Annotated in this window: 21 protein-coding genes and 1 pseudogene; 15 read left to right on the top strand and 7 right to left on the bottom strand. The window is 63.4% G+C overall.

Annotation, left to right across the window (positions count from 1 at the left end):
- Positions 1-35: 35 nt before the first annotated feature.
- Entirely contained in the window at positions 36-896 is an 861-nt protein-coding gene (locus Y958_RS04790; RefSeq protein ID WP_186291262.1) for a LysR family transcriptional regulator, read from the bottom strand.
- A gap of 162 nt (positions 897-1,058) precedes the next feature.
- Between Y958_RS04790 and Y958_RS04795 the strand changes: the two genes are divergently transcribed.
- From Y958_RS04795 to Y958_RS31215, 3 genes are all read left to right on the top strand, one after another.
- Positions 1,059-2,603, top strand: a complete 1,545-nt coding sequence (locus Y958_RS04795) for an MFS transporter (protein WP_244909374.1) — start codon at positions 1,059-1,061, stop codon at positions 2,601-2,603.
- A gap of 204 nt (positions 2,604-2,807) precedes the next feature.
- Positions 2,808-3,695: a LysR family transcriptional regulator gene (locus Y958_RS04800; protein ID WP_244909375.1), complete on the top strand. Its 888-nt coding sequence runs from the start codon at positions 2,808-2,810 to the stop codon at positions 3,693-3,695.
- 244 nt (positions 3,696-3,939) lie between these two features.
- The gene (locus tag Y958_RS31215; protein WP_145727940.1) at positions 3,940-4,671 is read left to right on the top strand and encodes a hypothetical protein; all 732 of its coding nucleotides are present in this window, start codon (positions 3,940-3,942) and stop codon (positions 4,669-4,671) included.
- Positions 4,672-4,828: 157 nt separating this feature from the next.
- On the opposite strand, the gene Y958_RS04810 is transcribed toward Y958_RS31215, so the two are convergent.
- The gene (locus Y958_RS04810; protein WP_088871108.1) at positions 4,829-5,050 is read right to left on the bottom strand and encodes a helix-turn-helix domain-containing protein; all 222 of its coding nucleotides are present in this window, start codon (positions 5,048-5,050) and stop codon (positions 4,829-4,831) included.
- A 209-nt stretch (positions 5,051-5,259) separates the two neighbouring features.
- Between Y958_RS04810 and Y958_RS04815 the strand changes: the two genes are divergently transcribed.
- Positions 5,260-5,556 (top strand): DUF2285 domain-containing protein, encoded by a 297-nt coding sequence (locus Y958_RS04815; protein ID WP_088871109.1) that lies wholly within the window; start codon positions 5,260-5,262, stop codon positions 5,554-5,556.
- Positions 5,557-5,567: 11 nt separating this feature from the next.
- On the opposite strand, the gene Y958_RS04820 is transcribed toward Y958_RS04815, so the two are convergent.
- Entirely contained in the window at positions 5,568-6,533 is a 966-nt protein-coding gene (locus tag Y958_RS04820; RefSeq protein WP_186291263.1) for an AraC family transcriptional regulator, read from the bottom strand.
- Positions 6,534-6,637: 104 nt separating this feature from the next.
- Here Y958_RS04820 and Y958_RS04825 point away from each other — a divergent pair, with 104 nt between their 5' ends.
- From Y958_RS04825 to Y958_RS04860, 8 genes are all read left to right on the top strand, one after another.
- Positions 6,638-7,645 carry a zinc-dependent alcohol dehydrogenase family protein gene (locus tag Y958_RS04825; protein ID WP_088871111.1) on the top strand — a complete coding sequence of 336 codons (1,008 nt, stop codon included), beginning with the start codon at positions 6,638-6,640 and terminating at the stop codon, positions 7,643-7,645.
- 146 nt (positions 7,646-7,791) lie between these two features.
- On the top strand, positions 7,792-9,372 hold the full coding sequence (locus Y958_RS04830) for a conjugal transfer protein TraG (protein ID WP_425600667.1): 1,581 nt from the start codon (positions 7,792-7,794) through the stop codon (positions 9,370-9,372).
- A 36-nt stretch (positions 9,373-9,408) separates the two neighbouring features.
- Entirely contained in the window at positions 9,409-9,843 is a 435-nt protein-coding gene (gene tnpA / locus Y958_RS04835) for an IS66-like element accessory protein TnpA (RefSeq protein WP_088870543.1), read from the top strand.
- Positions 9,840-10,187, top strand: a complete 348-nt coding sequence (gene tnpB, locus Y958_RS04840) for an IS66 family insertion sequence element accessory protein TnpB (RefSeq protein ID WP_088870542.1) — start codon at positions 9,840-9,842, stop codon at positions 10,185-10,187. Before tnpA ends, tnpB begins: the two co-directional genes overlap by 4 nt.
- Before the next feature lie 96 nt (positions 10,188-10,283).
- Positions 10,284-11,879: an IS66 family transposase gene (gene tnpC, locus Y958_RS04845; RefSeq protein WP_145960797.1), complete on the top strand. Its 1,596-nt coding sequence runs from the start codon at positions 10,284-10,286 to the stop codon at positions 11,877-11,879.
- Positions 11,876-12,481: a plasmid pRiA4b ORF-3 family protein gene (locus Y958_RS04850; RefSeq protein ID WP_088870540.1), complete on the top strand. Its 606-nt coding sequence runs from the start codon at positions 11,876-11,878 to the stop codon at positions 12,479-12,481. Before tnpC ends, Y958_RS04850 begins: the two co-directional genes overlap by 4 nt.
- Positions 12,482-12,530: 49 nt before the next feature.
- Positions 12,531-12,968, top strand: a complete 438-nt coding sequence (locus Y958_RS04855; protein ID WP_145960790.1) for a type IV secretory system conjugative DNA transfer family protein — start codon at positions 12,531-12,533, stop codon at positions 12,966-12,968.
- Between the two features lie 8 nt (positions 12,969-12,976).
- On the top strand, positions 12,977-13,414 hold the full coding sequence (locus Y958_RS04860) for a ribbon-helix-helix domain-containing protein (RefSeq protein ID WP_088872482.1): 438 nt from the start codon (positions 12,977-12,979) through the stop codon (positions 13,412-13,414).
- A 60-nt stretch (positions 13,415-13,474) separates the two neighbouring features.
- Here Y958_RS04860 and Y958_RS04865 read toward each other — a convergent pair whose 3' ends face one another.
- The 4 genes and pseudogenes from Y958_RS04865 to Y958_RS32980 form a co-directional block, all read right to left on the bottom strand.
- A complete protein-coding gene (locus tag Y958_RS04865; RefSeq protein ID WP_088871112.1) occupies positions 13,475-14,371 on the bottom strand; it encodes a phosphotransferase enzyme family protein in 897 nt (298 codons plus the stop codon).
- Between the two features lie 115 nt (positions 14,372-14,486).
- Positions 14,487-15,674, bottom strand: a complete 1,188-nt coding sequence (locus Y958_RS04870; protein ID WP_088871113.1) for an MFS transporter — start codon at positions 15,672-15,674, stop codon at positions 14,487-14,489.
- Positions 15,598-15,873, bottom strand: coding sequence for a MerR family transcriptional regulator (locus tag Y958_RS32975; RefSeq protein WP_425600673.1), 276 nt, complete (start codon positions 15,871-15,873; stop codon positions 15,598-15,600). Before Y958_RS32975 ends, Y958_RS04870 begins: the two co-directional genes overlap by 77 nt.
- 45 nt (positions 15,874-15,918) lie before the next feature.
- A pseudogene (locus tag Y958_RS32980) lies at positions 15,919-16,056 on the bottom strand (MerR family DNA-binding transcriptional regulator); the annotation flags it as partial.
- Positions 16,057-16,353: 297 nt separating this feature from the next.
- Here Y958_RS32980 and trbB point away from each other — a divergent pair.
- The 3 genes from trbB to Y958_RS04890 are packed head-to-tail and all read left to right on the top strand — an operon-like array spanning position 16,354 to position 17,923.
- On the top strand, positions 16,354-17,313 hold the full coding sequence (trbB, locus tag Y958_RS04880) for a P-type conjugative transfer ATPase TrbB (protein WP_425600668.1): 960 nt from the start codon (positions 16,354-16,356) through the stop codon (positions 17,311-17,313).
- Positions 17,314-17,360: 47 nt separating this feature from the next.
- Positions 17,361-17,642, top strand: coding sequence for a TrbC/VirB2 family type IV secretion system protein (locus Y958_RS04885; RefSeq protein WP_244909415.1), 282 nt, complete (start codon positions 17,361-17,363; stop codon positions 17,640-17,642).
- Positions 17,642-17,923: a VirB3 family type IV secretion system protein gene (locus tag Y958_RS04890; protein WP_088871116.1), complete on the top strand. Its 282-nt coding sequence runs from the start codon at positions 17,642-17,644 to the stop codon at positions 17,921-17,923. The genes Y958_RS04885 and Y958_RS04890 overlap by 1 nt, the downstream gene beginning before the upstream one ends.
- Positions 17,924-17,931 lie beyond the last annotated feature (8 nt).

Below are 17,931 nucleotides of genomic sequence, written 5' to 3' on the forward strand. Positions count from 1 at the left end.
AACGTAACCGGCTGAGGGCGTTTAACCTGCGCCCGTTATCCGGCCATCGCGCGGTGCTCCCGAAAGGCCGCAGCCAATGTGCGCAATGCAGCGCGCGACTTGGGATCGGTGAGCGTCGAGTGCAGCACGATTTCGGACGACGGCAGGCGCGGCAGCCTGAAGCGCTCGCCGATTTCGATGGTGCCGGGCGGAGCAAGGCGACAGGAAAAGACGGCCATGGCGAGTCCGGCGGAGACGGCTGCCGTCACCGCCGACGAGCCACCGCCGAGGAACACTTCCGTCCAGGTGATGCCCGCCTCGTCGAGGGCGCGGGTTGCGATATCGCGCACGCCGCAGGATGGCGACAGGGCGGCCAGCCGCAGGGGCTCGCCCTGCCGATGCTCGAAATTCGGCGCGGCGAACCATCCAAAGTCCTCCGGCCCGAGAACCTCGCCATCGCGTCGGTCGTCTTCGCGACGAATGATACAGGCGTCCAGCTCTCCACGATCGAAAGCGTCGAGCAGCGTGCGCGAATTCTCCAGGCGGACCTCGATGCGCAGGCCCGGATCATGCGCGTTGAGTTGCGCCAGAAGGGTCGGAAGCTCCGGTCCGGCCACATGCGCGGCGATGCCAAGACCGAAGCGGCGCGGGGTCGTGGAAGTGAGCGCCGACAGCGCCGCTTCGTGCGCGGCAAGAAAGTCGCGAGCCCGGTCGAGAAAAACGGCGCCGTGGGCGGAGAGCCGGACATGGCGCGGTGTACGCTCGATCAGGCGCTGGCCGATCCGCTCTTCCAGGCGTCGCAGCTTGACGCTGATCGCCCCTTGCGTGGTGCCAAGGGCTTCCGCCGCGCGCGTGAAACTCTGCAGGTCGGCGATGGCCACGAAAGCCTGGACCGACTCGACATCGAGGGATGCCATTTTAATAATCCAGATTTGTTGTCTCTGAAATACTCAGTCATATCATTCTTATATCGTCAAGTTTCGCCTACGATCAGGTCCATCAACAACAGTCGCTCGCAAGACTGCCGTGCCACCCCGGCTTCAGCCGCCGAGGGGTTACGGCCGCACGCGGGACGCCGAGTGATCTCGGCGCTGAAAGGCCTGATCATGTCCTTTGCTTCCTCGCGGCAAGGTAACCTTGCCCTGGCCGCCATCTGTTTGTCGGCTTTGATGTTCGGCTTCGAAATATCAAGCGTTCCGGCGATCCTGCCGACGCTGGAGAAAGTTCTTCACGCCGATTTTCAAGAGCTCCAGTGGACGATGAACGCCTACACCATCGCCGTGGCGACGGTCCTCATGGCAGCCGGCACGCTGGCCGATCGCTTCGGGCGCAAGCGTCTCCTCATCATCGCCATCATTGCGTTCGGCGCAACGTCCCTGCTGTGCGGCCTGGCTCCCAACATGATGATCCTCATCGTCGGCCGCGCGCTCCAGGGCGCGAGCGGCGGCGCCATGCTGATTTGCGGGATCGCCGTGCTCTCGCATCAGTTCAGCACGGCGGCCGATCGAGCCCGGGCTTTCGGCTGGTGGGGCATCGTTACCGGCTTTGGTCTCGGCTTCGGTCCGGTGATCGGCAGTGGGATCGCCGCTCTGATGGGCTGGGCCTGGGTGTTTCTGATCCACGGTTTCATCGCCGTGCTGACCGTCGCCCTGGCTTGGAGCGCTATCCGGGAATCGAAAGACCCCGAGGCCCGGCGCCTGGATCTCGCCGGTATTGCCACGCTGTCACTGGCCGTCTTTTGCGTCGCCTACATCATCACTCAGGGGAGCGATCTCGGCTTCACCAGTCCGATCGCGCTGGCGATCATCGCCACGGCCACCCTCAGCCTCATCGCCTTCGTCATTGTCGAGCAGATCACGCCGCACCCGATGTTCGATTTCTCGGTGTTCCGGATCCGGCCCTTTTCCGGAGCGCTGTTCGGCTCGATGGGCATGAATTTCAGCTTCTGGCCGTTCATGATCTATCTGCCGATCTGGTTTCAGGCTGGGCTCGGACTCGATGGTCTGACCGCAGGCCTCGCACTGCTCGCCTACACCCTGCCGACGCTCGTCGTCCCGCCCTTTGCCGAACGCCTCTCGCTACGCCTTGGCGCCGGCACCGTCATCCCGGCGGGACTGTTCGTGATCGGTCTCGGCTTTTTCCTCCTGAAGCTTGGAACAGGCGGCGGTTCGTTGGCCCTGGCGACCACGTTGATCGGCGCGCTCTTGGCCGGGATCGGCCTCGGTGCGACCAACACGCCGGTCACCAACACCACGACCGGATCGGTCTCAAGCGACAGGGCCGGCATGGCATCCGGCATCGACATGAGCGCACGGATGATCTCGCTCGCCATCAACATCGCGCTGATGGGCTTTGTCTTGGTCGACGGCGTTCTGGAGCGCCTGAGTGCGGTGTCCGGATCGTTCGACGCCACGCGTCTTCGGCACGTCGCCGAACAGGTCGCCGCCGGAAACGTCTCCGCTCTTGATCCGTCCGCCCTGGAATCGTCGAAGGTGATCGGTTCTGCGGCACTCGCCGGCGGCTTCGGTGAGGTGATGCTCTACGGCGCCATCGGCGTCTGGGTACTGGCCGCGCTCAGCTTCCTCACCTTCGGGAGGAGGAAAGATGTCCAAGATGCTGCATGAGGCGGGGCAGCGGCTATCCGGCCAGGGGCACATCCTCCGCCGCGTCGATCACGGAATTGAGTCCACGCCCTTCGCTTTACGAAAGCAACGACGTTGCTTGGCCGAAGACCTATCGGGACCGGAGGCGTAATGCGGCGACGAGCGCACAATGGCCAGGAGGTTGTCGATCAACAGAATGCACTGTTGAGAGGCCGGATCCCGCTCGTGGCGCTGATCCAGACGCTGTCCGTTGCCGAGTATCTGAATTTCAGACACGCCGCGAATGCTCTCGGCGTCAGTCAGTCGAGTGTGAGCACCAGGATCAAGGCGTTGGAAGAGGATCTCGGTGTTGTTCTGTTCGAGCGTCGCCACCGTGGTGTCCGCCTGACAGATGCAGGCAGAAGCTTCATCACGGAAGTAGCTGCGGGGATCGGCCATCTCGATCTTGCGATCAAGACCGCAGGGTCCGTCATGAACGGCTCGGTTGGTCACCTGTCGATTGGGCTCTTGTCATCGATCGGGCTGGGGTTCCTGGCCGATCTGCGTCGTAGGTATCGGGACGAACATCCGGAAATCGAACTCGCCCTCTTCGAAGGACGCTCGGACGAAATCATTCGTCAGGTCCGCGAGGCCAAGCTCGATATCGCCTTCGTGGTGGGTGCCGTGGACGTACCCGATTGCCATTCGCGGCAGCTCTGGTCGGAAGCCTTAATGGCCGTGCTACCGCAGGGCCATTCATTGGCGTGTGCGGAGCATCTTGTGTGGCACGACCTTGCCTCAGAAACCTTCCTGGTCCGGCAAGCCGGTGCCGGTCCCCAAGTTCTGGACCACATCGTTCGCAGGCTCGTCGAACGAGAGAAGACGCCGCGCATTCGTCGGTGCGATGTCGGTCGAGACACGCTGATGCACATGGTTGCAGATGGCGAGGGGATCACACTGACGAGCGAAGCCGCGTCTCACGTCCCATTTCCCGGTGTCCTGTTCCGACCTATCGCCGATGAGCCGGACCGTGCCAGATTCAGCGCGGTCTGGTCGCCGCACAATCGCGATCCGGCCCTCAGGCATCTGCTCGATCTCGCCAACGAGATAAGCCGCTTGTGCCCGTCCCGTTAAGGCACCACCGACGACATGTCGAGCAATCGGTGTCTCGCGCCGATAACGGGCAAATGACCGAATGCGTGTCAACTCGGGCATTCGTTATCAGACAAGCCTTGTGACGGTCGGTAGGCTAGACTCCGTGACAGCAGGCGCGCCCATACTCACTACGACCGCCATTTGGCAGTAGTAGTGATCTGCAGAAGTATCTCTATGGACCGTTTCGATTGGCGGCAATTTTATCCGCCGCGGAGACTGACACATGGTCCACGATGAATTCCATGAAATTTGTCGCCTGATCATTGAGCATGTCGCCAGCCCTTCGGTGCGGCACATCCGTGACAAGGATGCTATTGGGGCCTTGGCCCGGCGCATCACCGATTGTGTCCATCGTCCACCGGGGCTCTGGAGCAAATGGCCTCCCCTGCGAGAGGATATGATAAGAACAGCGTCCATGACTTGGATTCCAGTCGAAGACCTCCGTGCTTCGCTGAACCAGTATCCCGGACCGCCTCTGACCCTGACCGACGTAACCCAGCGCCTGAACGCGATCCATGAAGAAGAAGGACATTGGCCGGATGAAGCTTTCCGCGCCGACTGCCTCAACCTCTATCTTCGCGAGCGAGAGATCGGAACGGAGATGATCGCCATTGCGGGTGCCATCCGGGATTTCGTCGATGAGGCAGAACGCCAGCGTCGCGAGCGGCGAGACCGGGAATGGAAGGAACGCCGCGAGGCCGAAAAGCAAGCGCTCGAAGCTCGCTTCATCGGGGGAGCGGATTGCAGTTGGACGACAATCTGCGGCTCTGTCGGAATTTTTGCACGCAAGAATGGTCGCGCATATCGGTTAGCCCCTACCAGGGACCGGCGGTGGGACATGTATCGCATCGAGCGCATCGAGGATGCAGGTAAGCTAATCGGAACATACCGCACGCGAGGCGATGCCTCCAAAGCGCTGAAATTGCTGGCTTACCAGCCTGAGCCACGATGGTGACTGCAGAGTTCTCATGCCACTTAACCGGGCCGACTTTGCCGGAGACTAAATGGTGTCAGCATCCCAGAATGTTGTGCTGCATTGCAGTTGCAGCACGTATAGAGAGTGCATTCCAGCAATAGGTATTGCTCTCTTACTGGCTGGGTTACAAACCAGATCAGCGCAATCGGGATGATTCCTTCAGAAGCTCGCCCGGCTCAATTCCAAGCGCCTCAGCAATCTGCCCAAGAACAGTGACGCTGGCGGAAACGTCGGCGCGCTCGATCGCGCCAATATAGCGCGCGCTCAAGCCGGACTGGTCGGCCAACTCTTCCTGCGTCATTTGCTTGTCATGGCGCAGCCGACGCAGATTGACCGCCATAACCTCCTTGAGATCCATGGCGAAATGAGAGCCTGCATCGGAATGATCGTTCCAGGAACGATCATTCCGATTCGTGCTGAAACGTGTTATAGGTCCGCTCGACCAAACGATGAATTCCTATCCGTTGCTCCACAGAGCCGTAGTTCACGAAGCCGGTTGTCTCAAAATTGAAGAGCTGTTGAACTATTCTTTGCGGATCGCTGTACTGTCGAAAGGAGGACCATCTGATGCGGATGCGCCCCGAACTCGATCCCGAAGTTGACGACTTGGCTCCCACCGAGCCACAGGTGACGCTTTATGACGAAGCACACTTCGTTACCTACCTGCGCTTGCTCGACGCGGAAGCGGATAGCGCTGACTGGACAGAAGTGGCTCGCATCGTTTTGCATCGTGATCCGGCCGCAGAGCGTACCCGCACGTGCTGGCAAAGCCATCTCTCACGCGCGCAATGGATGACGAAGACCGGCTATCGCAAAATACTCGAGCAGGCCGCCGATCAAGCGCGATCAAGCACGTTCCGCTGACGATCCTGGGGCTAGACCCCCGTCTCCTCTCGGCCGATGCCTCGTTCGTACGTCATCAGCTTTGTCTTCTTTCGCCGGAACACGGCAGGCGTCACACCGACGATCCGGCAAAACACCTTGGCAAACGCGTTGTCGCTGCCATAGCCGAGGTCGTGCGCTATCGTGGCAAGCGGTTGTTCCGTCTCTATGAGCAGCCGTTTGGCGACATGCACCCGCCAGCGCGCCAGATATTCGAGCGGAGTTTGTTCGAGGGTCGAACGGAATGCTGCGGCGAAGGCCGAACGCGACATGCCGGCGACCGACGCGAGGCTCTCGACCTTCCAGGGTTTCTCAGGCGCCGCATGCACGGCGTGAATGGCCCGGCTGAGCCGTGGGTTCGCCAAGGCCGCAAGCAGCCCGTGCCTCGGCTCGGGAGCGGACGCCATATAGGCGCGCACAGCTTGCACAAAGAGGACATCGGCGAGACCGCGAACGACCACATCGCTTCCGGCATCTCTTTGGACCGTCTCGCGGGCCAACAGACTGAATGTCGCGCGAAGCGCCTCATTCCGCTCTTCATCCAGCCGGAAGTGAAGGAGCTCAGGCAATAACTCCACCAGAGGTCTGCCGGTCGACGCATTGAAGCCGAACCAGCCGGTGACGAACGACGCCGAAACCCCTGATCCGCCAAACCTGATGATCCCATCGTCCGCGCGCGTTTCAGTCATCAAACTGGCGCAGGTTCTCGTTGGCGTGTCGTTCTCGTCGCCGAGCGCAAACGTATCGGGATCGAGGATCAGAAAGAGGTCCCCGGTGTGTAGCCGTAGCGGAGGATGAGTCTCGCGCTTGAGCCAGCAAACGCCTTCGGTGACGAGGCCGAAGCGGGCTCGCTCCTTGCCCGGCGCAAATTCCACAGCCCAAGGTGCGCGGACCTCGAACCGGGCGTAGAGCGCGCTCCGCAAATGCATGGCCGAGACGATGCTGGTGAGAAAGTCCACGCGACGTTCCAACTTGGACGATTGAACATATTTGGTGGACGATACGCCATCGATCGTCCAATCAAAAGCTCCCATATTGGACAGCGAATAACGGGAGCGTTGCGATGCAGTCCTTTCATCTCGGCCGGCAAGGCGACATCGATAGGCTTGAGCGCGAAGTTCACGCCGACCCAACACCTGGCAAAGGCGAGGTTCTGGTTCGCGTGCGGGCCTCCTCGCTGAACTATCGTGACATCATGATCCTCGAAGGCCGGTACGGCCGCGTCCCATTCATTCCGGGGCTGATCCCGCTGTCCGACGCTGCGGGCGAGGTGGTCGCTGTCGGAGAGGCCGTCACGCGTTTCCGTTCCGGCGACCGCGTGGCGCTGACGGCTTTGCCGGGCTGGCTGGCCGGAAAGATCACGCCGGAGGTTCTGATCAATCAGCCGGGTGCCAACCGCCCCGGCGTGCTTTCCGACATCAAGATCGTGCAGGAGGACGCGTTGGTCGCGCTCCCTGAATCCCTGTCATTCGAGGAAGCCGCGACACTTCCCGGTGCCGCTGTCACCGCCTGGGTTGCTGTGGGCCATGTTCGCCCCGGCGAGACCGTATTGGTCCAGGGCACGGGTGGTGTTTCGCTGTTCGCGCTCCTGTTCGCCAAAAACGCCGGCGCACGCGTGATCGCGACCACCTCCAGCGACGAGAAAGCCGAACGTCTGAAGGTGCTCGGCGTCGACACGGTCGTGAACTATCAGCGTGAGCCCGAATGGCATCTGGCCGTGCGGGAGGCGACCGGCGGTCGCGGAGCAGACCATGTCATTGAGATCGGTGGCACAGGCACGCTGGAGCGATCGATCCAGGCGGCGGCGATGGCCGGTCACATTGAACTGGTCGGCACGCTCGCCGGCGGCGGTAGTCTCGACGCGGCAGCGTTCGCACGAAATATCGTCACGATCCGCTGGGCTTCGGTTGGCAGCCGGGCCGATTTCGAGGCGATGAATCGTGCCATCGCGGTTCATCGGCTGCAGCCCGTCATCGATCGTGTCTTCCCCTTCGCCGAGGCGCGACAAGCCTATCGCCATTTCCAGAGCCGGTCTCACTTCGGCAAGGTTGTCATTCGGCACGACGACTGACGATGCACGAGAGCCTTGATGCATGATGTCGTCCGCCGATTCTTCGCTGCTGTATCCGATAGCGCGAGGGCAAGTCTTTTCCATTGCTTGTCGCCGTAGCTGGCATTCTCTGATCGGCTCCGTCTCTTTTGCCGATTGGAGCCTCAATGTCCGGAAGTCGCGTCCTGTGGGGACAAGTCGCCGTCGTTCTCGTGATCGTGCTCACCGCCGTCTGGTGCGCGACGGAATGGACGGCGTGGCGGCTCGGCTTTCAGGCGCAGCTCGGCGGGGTGTGGTTCGAGGTGGCCGGCTGGCCGATCTATTATCCGCCGCTCTTCTTTTGGTGGTGGTATTGCTACGACGCCTATGCCCCATCGATCTTCATTGAAGGTGCTGGCATTGCGGTATCGGGGGCGTTGGTCGCGATCGTCGTCGCGATTTCACTATCGGTGATCCGCGCGCGGGAAGCGAAGAACGTCGCCACCTACGGCTCGGCGCGCTGGGCCGACGCGCAAGAGCTCAAGGCCGCCGGTCTGCTCGGCCCCGATGGTGTCCTGCTCGGCCGGCTCGACGACGACTATCTGCGCCATAACGGTCCCGAGCATGTGCTGTGCTTCGCGCCAACCCGATCCGGCAAAGGCGTCGGCCTTGTCGTGCCGACGCTGCTGACCTGGCCGGGAAGCTCGATCATCCATGACATCAAGGGCGAGAACTGGGGCCTGACCGCCGGCTTCCGGTCGAAGCATGGCCGCGTGCTGCTGTTCGATCCGACCAATCCGGCGTCGTCGGCTTACAATCCGCTGCTGGAGGTGCGCCGCGGCGACAAGGAAGTCCGCGACGTGCAGAACATCGCCGACATCCTCGTCGATCCGGAAGGCGCGCTCGACAAGCGCAACCATTGGGAAAAGACCAGCCATTCGCTACTGGTCGGGGCGATCCTCCACGTCCTCTACGCCGAAGCCGACAAGACGCTCGCCGGCGTCGCCAATTTCCTCTCCGACCCGAAACGGCCCGTCGAGACGACGCTGCGTGCCATGATGAACACGCCACATCTCGGCGAGGCCGGCGTCCACCCCGTCATCGCATCTTCGGCACGCGAGCTGCTGAACAAGTCCGACAACGAGCGATCGGGCGTGCTCTCCACCGCAATGTCGTTCCTCGGTCTGTACCGCGACCCCGTGGTGGCGAAGGTGACGGCGCGCTGCGACTGGCGCATCGCCGATCTGGTAACGGGGGAGAGGCCGGTCAGCCTCTATCTCGTCGTCCCGCCCTCCGACATCAACCGCACCAAGCCGCTGATCCGCCTGCTCCTCAATCAGGTCGGACGGCGTCTGACCGAAGACCTGAAGACCTCCGCCAACCGGCATCGCCTCCTGTTGATGCTGGATGAGTTTCCGGCGCTCGGTCGCCTCGATTTCTTCGAGAGCGCACTCGCCTTCATGGCGGGTTACGGCATCAAGAGTTTCCTGATCGCCCAGAGCCTCAATCAGATCGAGAAAGCTTACGGCGCGAACAACAGCGTGCTCGACAATTGCCATGTGCGCGTCGCCTTCGCCACCAACGACGAGCGCACCGCCAAGCGGGTGTCGGACGCGCTCGGCACCGCGACCGAGATGCGCGATTCCACCAACTATGCCGGCCACCGGCTGTCGCCCTGGCTCGGCCATCTCATGGTGTCGCGGCAGGAGACGGCTAGGCCGCTGCTGAGTAAGCGTCAGCGCAGCCCCGCCTTCCCATGGCGTTATTGATGGGCATGCTTGCCGCTCGGCTTGAGTGGTGGACGCATGGATGACGTGACGGTGATCGGCAAGGAGGCGCTTCGAAGTGCTCATACGAGCGCTTCGGAGTTGCACGGCGAAGTTTTGAGCGGGCCGGAGCGTCGGCGGCGCTGGAGTACCGAAGAGAAGCTGCGGGTTCTGGCGCAGAGCGTGGCGCCGGGGTCGTCGCCGAGCCTGACGTGCCGCATGCACGGTATCAGCACCGGTCAGCTATCGACGTGGCGCAAGCAGTTCCGGTCGGGTGAGCTGACGGGGTTCGTGCCGGTCTCGGTTGTTGCCGATGCGGCGTTGCCCGCACCGGCTGTCGTACCTGAAGTGGCGGAGCAGACGCCCGTTGCCGTCGGCGTGGTCGAGGTCGAGCTGCCGACCGGCGTGCGCCTGCGGATCACCGGCGATGTCGGTGAGGCGGCCTTGCGCCGGGTTTTGGCGGCATTGTCGTGATCGGCCTTCCGGGCAATGTCCGCCTCTACCTGGCGTGCGGCGCGACCGACATGCGCCGTGGGTTCGACAGCCTGGCCGCTCAGGTGCAGACGATGCTGAGGCTTGATCCCCACGACGGCGCGCTTTACGCCTTCCGGGGGCGGCGGGGTGACCTGATCAAGATTTTATGGTGGGACGGCCAGGGCCTCTGCCTGTTCTCCAAGCGGCTGGAGCGTGGCCGGTTCGTCTGGCCACAGGCCCGGGAGGGCTCGGTCGCGCTTACCGCCGCCCAGGTTTCCATGCTGCTGGAAGGGATCGATTGGCGGACGCCGGTGCGAACCTGGCAGCCGGACGCGGCCTGCTGAGCGCGCTCGGTCCCGTGCGGCCCCCGGCGCGTCATAGTGACTCGGATGCTGTCCACCACGCTGCCGACGGCGGCGTTTTCGGGTAGAATCCGCCCCATGACCGCCGCCGCCGCAGAGATCGCCGAGCTCCGTGCCCGGCTCGCCGAACGCGAGGCCGAACTGGCCACGGCGCGGGCGGAACTGACTGGCGCGCGCCTCCTGATCGAGCAGTACAAGGCCCAACTGGCCAAGCTCCGCCGGATGCAGTTCGGCCGCTCATCGGAGAAGCTCGACCGGCAGATCGCGCAACTGGAACTGATGCTGGAAGACCTGGAGGAAGGCGAAGCCGCCCGGACGGCGCCGTCGCTGGATGCCGGGAACGCGGCCCCGGAACGGCGCCAGCGGGACCAGCGCCATCCGGTGCGCCATCCCTTGCCGGAGCATCTGCCGCGGGAGGAGGTCGTCCATTCCCCCGGTGACGTCTGCCCCGGCTGCGGCGGCACGCATTTCTCCAAGCTGGGCGAGGACGTGACCGAGGTGCTGGAGAAGATCCCGGCCCGCCTCAAGGTGATCCGCCACATCCGGCCGAAGCTCTCCTGCCGGGCGTGCGAGGTCATCCTCCAGGCGCCTGCCCCAGACCTGCCGGTGGAGAAGGGCCGCCCCGGGCCCGGCCTGCTGGCCAATGTCGTGGTGTCGAAGTACCTGGACGGGCTGCCGCTCTACCGGCAGTCGGCGATCCTGGCGCGCGAGGGCATCGCGATCGAGCGCGCGACCTTGGCCGATTGGGTCGGCCATGCCGCCTGGTGGGTGGCCCCCCTGGCCGGTCTGATCGGTGCCCATGTAATGGCGGCGCCAGTCATCCACACCGACGACACGCCGATCAAGGTGCTGGCCCCCGGCAACGGCCAGACCCGGCTCGGTCGGCTTTGGACCTACCTGGTCGATGAGCGGCCCTGGTGCGGGGAGCGTGCGCCAGCGGCGTTCTATCGTTTCAGCCCGGATCGCAAGGGCGAACGGCCCCGTGAGCATCTCTCCGGGTTCAGCGGGGTGATCCAGGCGGACGCCTATACGGGTTATGAGGCACTGACCCGGCCATCGAGCCTGGTCCAGCCCGGCATCATCCCATCGGGCATCGTTCATGCTGCCTGCTGGGCGCATGCGCGGCGGCATCTCTACGACCAGTACGAGAAGACCAGGTCACCCATCGCCGAGGAGGCCTTGCGCCGGATCGGGCGGCTCTACGAGGTCGAGGCCGCGATCACCGGCCTGTCGGCTGAACAGCGCCGGGACGCCCGGCGGCAACTCGCCGTTCCCATCCTCGACGACCTCAAGCCATGGCTGGAGGCGCAGCAACGGCGCCTGTCGGCCAAGAACACGCTGGGCAAGGCGATCGGGTATGCGCTGAACCGCTGGGAGGCGCTCACCCTCTATGTCGCCGATGGCCGTATCGCCATCGACAACAACCCCGCCGAACGCTCCCTGCGCGGCATCGCAATCACCAGGAAGAACTTCCTGTTCCTGGGCTCCGAGGCGGGCGGCGACCGGGCGGCACTCCTCTACTCCGTCCTGGAGACGGCGAAGCTGAACGGGCTCGACCCCGAGGCCTATCTGGCGGATGTCCTGGACCGCATGGCCAAGGGGCATCCGATCAACCGGCTGGCCGAACTTCTGCCCTGGAACTGGATGCGCCGGGCTGACAAACTCGCGGCATGACCGCCGACACCCTTGCCATCCTGCGCATCGAACTGCTCCATACCGAACCCCTGGTCTGGCGCCGCGTTGCCGTGCGCGGCACCACCAGCCTCGCGGCGCTCCACAAGATCATCCAGGCCGCCATGGGCTGGCTCGACTACCATCTGTGGGAGTTCGAGGTCGAGGGGGCCACCTACGGCCTTCCCGATCCCGATGGCATGGACTGGGGGCGCACTATCAAGCGCGCCAGCACGATCAAGCTACAAAAGTTGCTCGATGCCGGTGTCGAGACGTTCGGCTACGTCTACGACATGGGCGACAACTGGGAACACCAGATCATCATCGAGCGCGTCGAGGCCGCTCAGCCGGACCAGCCCTATCCCCAGTTCCTTGGTGGCGAGCGGCGCTGCCCGCCCGAGGATTGCGGCGGAGTTCCCGGCTACTACGACTTCCTCGATGACATCGCCGGGCCCGACAAGGGCAGAGGCAGCAAAAAGAAGAAGGAAGCCCTCGACTGGTACGGCGGCCCCTACGACCCCGACGATATCGATGAAGAGCAGATCCGCATTACTCTTAAGCGGATCGCCAGCGCTTCAAGAATGAAGAAGGCCGTCAACCCTTGAACTGCTCGCCGATCCGCTGACGCTTACGCTGCTGACCCCCGGCGAGGTGATGCAGCTTCCGCCCACTGACGAACTGCTGCTGGTCGCGGGCGTGCCGCCGGTCCGGGCGAAGAAGGCGCGCTATTACGAGGATGCTCGCTTCAAGGAACGCATCCTGCCGCCGCCGAACGCGACGACAGCGGCGGCGCCGGCAGTGCAGTCCGCGGATGATTGGTCGGCGCTGGCGATCCCGGCGGCATCGGCTGGAGCCGCATCGGGCCACGGGAATGGCGTGAGCGTCGATCCGGCCAATGCCGGTATTCGCCGTGAGCCGGAATTGCCCGAGCATGAGGAGATCGCGCCGCCCGAACGATCGCCCCTCAGCGAGTTCGATGTTCTCGATGACGATCCCGGTGTGGACGCCGCCCGGGCCAGCCGTCTTCGCCAGCAGGTCACATCGAATGCCCGGCAGGCGACGATGGACCCGGCCGATGGCCTCGACTTGTGAGGATGGCCATGCAGACCAAGACCCGCATGAACGTCTATTTTGGCCCTGACCTCCTGAAAAAGGTCGAGGCGTTAGCGCTTCGTCGCAACATCTCCAAATCCGCCGTCATTGAAGCCGCCGTCGCCTCCTTCCTGTCGGCGGATGCGTCCGAGCGACTTGAGGCCGTGTTCGCCCGCCGCATGGATCGCATAGGCCGCCAGATCGATGGGCTCGACGAAGACATCGCCATCGTCGGAGAGACGCTCTCGTTGTTCATCCGCTTCTGGCTAACCATCACGCCGCCGTTGCCCGACAGCGCGCAGGCATCTGCAAGGGCGAAAGGCGCAGAGCGCTTCGAGAGCTTTCTGCAAACGCTTGGACGAAGGCTCGCAACGGGTGATCGGTTCCTGAAGGAACTATCGCGGGATGTTGACGCGAACCAAGAGGAGGTGAAAGCGAGAATCTAAATTGCCTCCCATGGGAAGCCGAGTGACCGAACGAGAATTGACTACCGCAATACTTGTCATTCAATGCCACGAAAATTCTAAAAAGCGGTCGCTCTGCACAAGCGCACAAGTCGCTTTTGCAAGTTCGGTAGCGGCGACCTGGACTTCGCTCGACATCGCGATGTGCGTGCTCAGAAACTCGATGTTGTGGATCTCTCGCCGCAAGACATTGGCTTTGAGAGCCCCTTCATCAAATGACACATCGTAGACCGAGCGATATCCCTGGACGAAATTCTTGAAGAGGGCGAGCTGCAGATCGTTATCCCGCACTTCTTGAAGAGACCAAATGAAGCTCGCGATGTCGTAGACAACCGGCCCAACCCGCGCATACTCAAAATCAAACAGAACAGCCCGTCCGTCAGACCACTTCGCATTGCCCAGCCACGCGTCGCCATGGCAAATCCCGATCAGGCACTCTCCATCGCGATCTTCTTGCGCTGCGAGCAGTTGTTTCAGCTCTTGGAACACGGGATTGATATTTTTCGCCCCTCGGACCATCCGGTTCCTCGGCGCCTCTGATGCGTCCCATTTTTCGACACGTGTCCGGTGGACCGTCGCCAGAGATCGCCCGAACTGCCGGGCGTCTGCAAGCTGCGGACCCAGGACGTCTCCGGCAATCGTCTCGTTAAGAAACAGGTGATACTCGACTCCCTCGATATGAAATGGACCCGTGATGAACCGCCCTTTCATACTCACCGGCTTGCAGCAAGGGGCGCCCACGGCGTTCAAGGAATTTAGCAACTCAACTTCATTCTCGAGCTCACTCTTGCTGTGTAAGAACCCGGGTGAGAACCTCGCAAACAGGTCCAGATCATCTGTCGCAACACGAAGATTCTTGTTCACGCCATCCGTGATCATCGCGATGTCGTGCGGCAGAACACCCAGCAGATTCCCGAGGACGGACTTGAAACTGGTCAATGCCGGAAGTTCCTTCTAGCGAATGTCCCTGCCTCACCCGCCGGAGACCACGAGCGACTCCCGGTCCTTACACCACGACGGGGGACACAATCAGAACATTCGAGCGAGGATACGTTTATGGATTGAGGCATGGTAGAGTCTTTGTTTGGGACTTTCGGTCGGCGAGATTGACCCCTAGCGCCGCGAGCGTGCAGACGCCGAGCAGAATGGCTGCATTGATGGTGTCCCCGCCTCCGATCCAACTCGCGACGATCGGCGCCAGCACGAGCAGCGCGCCGTTGTTCATCGATTCCGACGATGCCAGCACGAAGCCGGCGTTCGAGCCGGCCCGGCTCGCCTGAATGGCGGTGTTAGCGGGTGCGGCAAGGCCCGATGCAAAGCCCCAGAGAGCCAGTAGTCCGATCGCCAAACCGAGGCTCGGGTCCGTCGCCAGAAAGGCGCTCTGCGTTACGAAGATGAGCGCGATGGCGAAGATGAGGACAGTCTCTGGCCTTCCGACCCAGATGGTGAAGCGCCCGATGGCGAGATTGCCGGTCGCGAGACCGACCCCGAAGGCGGTGACCGAGAGCCCGACCATGCTGGTCGAAAGACCGTAGCGGTTGCGCAGCACCTCACCGGAGATCAGGAAGCCGGCAATGGTTGCGCCGAGCCAGAATCCTTTGGAGAGATTGGGCCGGAGAATGGCGCCGTCGAGCAGGCGCGCCGCCGAGGTTTTGAGCGGTTGGCCCTGCCGTGCAACAGACGGCGGCAGGATACGCGCGGTCAGTATGAGAACGGCGAGGCAGCCGCAGGCGACGGCGACGAACGGCGCCTGCCAATCGAAGGCATCGGTGAGAAGCCCCGCGAAGGTCGGCCCGGTGGCAATGCCGAGGGTCAGGCCGAAAAGGACGAGGCCCATGGCGCCGGCTTGGCGGTCTTCGGGAACGGTTTCGGCGATGAGGGCGAAGGCGGTCGGCGTCAGGGCCGCGCCCGCTGCACCGCCGAGAATGCGGGCGATGATCGCGAAGGTGAGCGAGGGAGCGAAGGCGATGGCCAGCGCATCGGCGGCGAAGAGCGCCAGTGCCGGCAGGAGCAGGCGGCGACGGCCGATCCGGTCGCTGAGGAGGCCGATGAGCGGGGCGAGCACGGCATAGGATACCGCATAGGCAGAGACGAGCCAGGCGACATCGGCGGGTTTCGCGGCGAAGGCCAATGCCAGCGGCGTCAGCATCGGCGCGAGCATGAATTCAACCGCGCCGACGAAATAGACCGCGAGCGCCAGGGTGGCGAGGATGAGCGAGGGCGATGGGGTTGGTTTCGGCATGGGCGAGCGTCTCCGGTACGCTGGTGTCGTCCTGACCGGAGGCGGCCTTCAGGGTGATGAGAAGCTTCTGGCGACGGGTTTCGAGATCGGCCATCTGCCGTTCGATCGCCGCGAGCTTCAACCGATGAGCAGCGGCCACCTTCGGACAGGTGGTGACCGTGGCGGGATCATCGACGATGCAATTGAGAAAGGTCGCGATTTCCTCGGTGGTGAAGCCGAGCCGGATCATCCGGCCGATGCGGCGCACCAGAAGCACGTCGGCTTCATCGAAATCGCGATAGCCGTTCTCCTCGCGGGTGGCGCGGATCAGGCCGACCTTCTCGTAGTGACGGATGGAGCGCACGCTCGCCCCCGTCCTTTTTGCAACGTCTCCGATCTTCATCCGCCCTCCTGCTGCATCTCGTAACCCCTGACATCAATGTCAGGGTCAAGGGCAAATCGATCAAGGAGCAATCGACATCGAGTTGCGCCGATCGGTCTCAAGGCGAATACGGGATTCCGCCGATCCCCGCCTTTTCTTCGCCAGGGCCGCGCGTCATCAAATCCTTGTTGAATCAGCCCAATTTCCGGCTCTTTTAATCGACCCCGTCTGGGGATCGTCTGACTTCTCCCTGGCGAGATCGGGGATCAGATGGCGGTTTCACATCATAATACGGAAGGCTTGGCTCGTGGTGCGCGGATGCTGCGCACGGCGCTTGGGTCCGCCATCGCCCGGTTTCTCGAAGACGCCGCCGTCGTCGAGGTGATGCTGAACCCGGACGGGCGCATCTGGATCGATCGGCTCTCCGAAGGACTATCCGACACGGGCGAGCGACTGGCGCCGGCGGACGGCGAGCGCATCGTGCGCCTGGTCGCGCACCATGTTGGCGCCGAGGTTCATGCAGGTCGCCCGCGTGTCTCGGCGGAGCTGCCCGAGACCGGCGAACGGTTCGAGGGGCTGTTGCCGCCCGTGGTCGCGGCCCCGGCCTTCGCCATCCGCAAACCAGCCGTCGCCGTGTTCACACTCGACGACTACGTGCGCGCGGGGATCATGTCCGCTGCACAGGCCGAGGCGCTATGTTGGGGCGTCGCGTCTCGCGCCAATATCCTCGTCGCTGGCGGCACCTCGACCGGCAAGACGACGTTGACCAACGCGCTGTTGGCGGAGGTCGCGAAGACATCCGATCGCGTCGTCATCATCGAGGATACGCGCGAACTGCAATGTGCCGCGCCCAACCTCGTCGCGATGCGGACGAAGGATGGCGTCGCCTCGCTGTCCGATCTCGTCCGCTCATCCTTACGTCTGCGCCCCGATCGCATCCCGATCGGCGAAGTACGCGGTGCGGAGGCGCTCGACCTTCTGAAGGCTTGGGGTACGGGCCATCCGGGTGGCGTCGGCACCATCCATGCCGGCAGCGCCATCGGCGCGCTCAGACGGATGGAACAGCTCATTCAGGAAGCCGTCGTCACCGTTCCGCGCGCGCTGATCGCCGAGACCATCGACCTCGTGGCCGTGCTTTCCGGCCGTGGAGCAGCGCGCCGGCTCGCCGAACTCGCCCGCGTCGATGGCCTTGGCCCGGACGGCGATTACCGCGTCGTGCCCGCCGTCGGCGGTGCATCGAGCGCGATCAGCACCAACCCGGAAGGAGAGACTCCGTGATCCAAGTCGCACGCCTCGCGCGCCAACGTTTCGCCCTAACCGTCTCCATCGTCGCGCTCAGCGTGGCGGTGACGGCACCCGCCTATGCCTCCGGCTCATCAATGCCGTGGGAACAGCCGCTGCAGCAGATCCTTCAGTCGATCGAAGGTCCGGTCGCCAAGATCATCGCCGTGATCATCATCATCACCACTGGCTTGGCGCTCGCGTTCGGCGACACCTCGGGTGGCTTCCGCCGCCTGATCCAGATCGTCTTCGGCCTGTCGATCGCGTTTGCCGCCAGCTCGTTCTTCCTCAGCTTCTTCTCGTTTGGCGGCGGAGCGCTGGTCTGATGGCGGGCGTCGGCGACCAGAGCGGCGAAGTGCCGGGTTTCACCGTGCCGGTTCACCGGGCGTTGACCGAGCCGATCCTGCTCGGCGGCGCGCCGCGCGCCATCGCGATTATGAACGGCACGCTGGCCGGCGCGGTGGGCCTTGGTTTGCGTCTCTGGCTGGTCGGCATCGCCATCTGGGCGATCGGGCACTTGGCGGCGGTGTGGGCCGCGAAGCGCGACCCGCTCTTTGTCGAGGTCGGCCGCCGCCATCTGCGCATCCCAGCGCACCTTTCGGTCTGAGGGGACGC

This window comes from Nitrospirillum viridazoti CBAmc, from assembly GCF_000730165.1.
In the GTDB taxonomy this organism is placed as follows: Bacteria; Pseudomonadota; Alphaproteobacteria; order Azospirillales; family Azospirillaceae; genus Nitrospirillum; species Nitrospirillum viridazoti.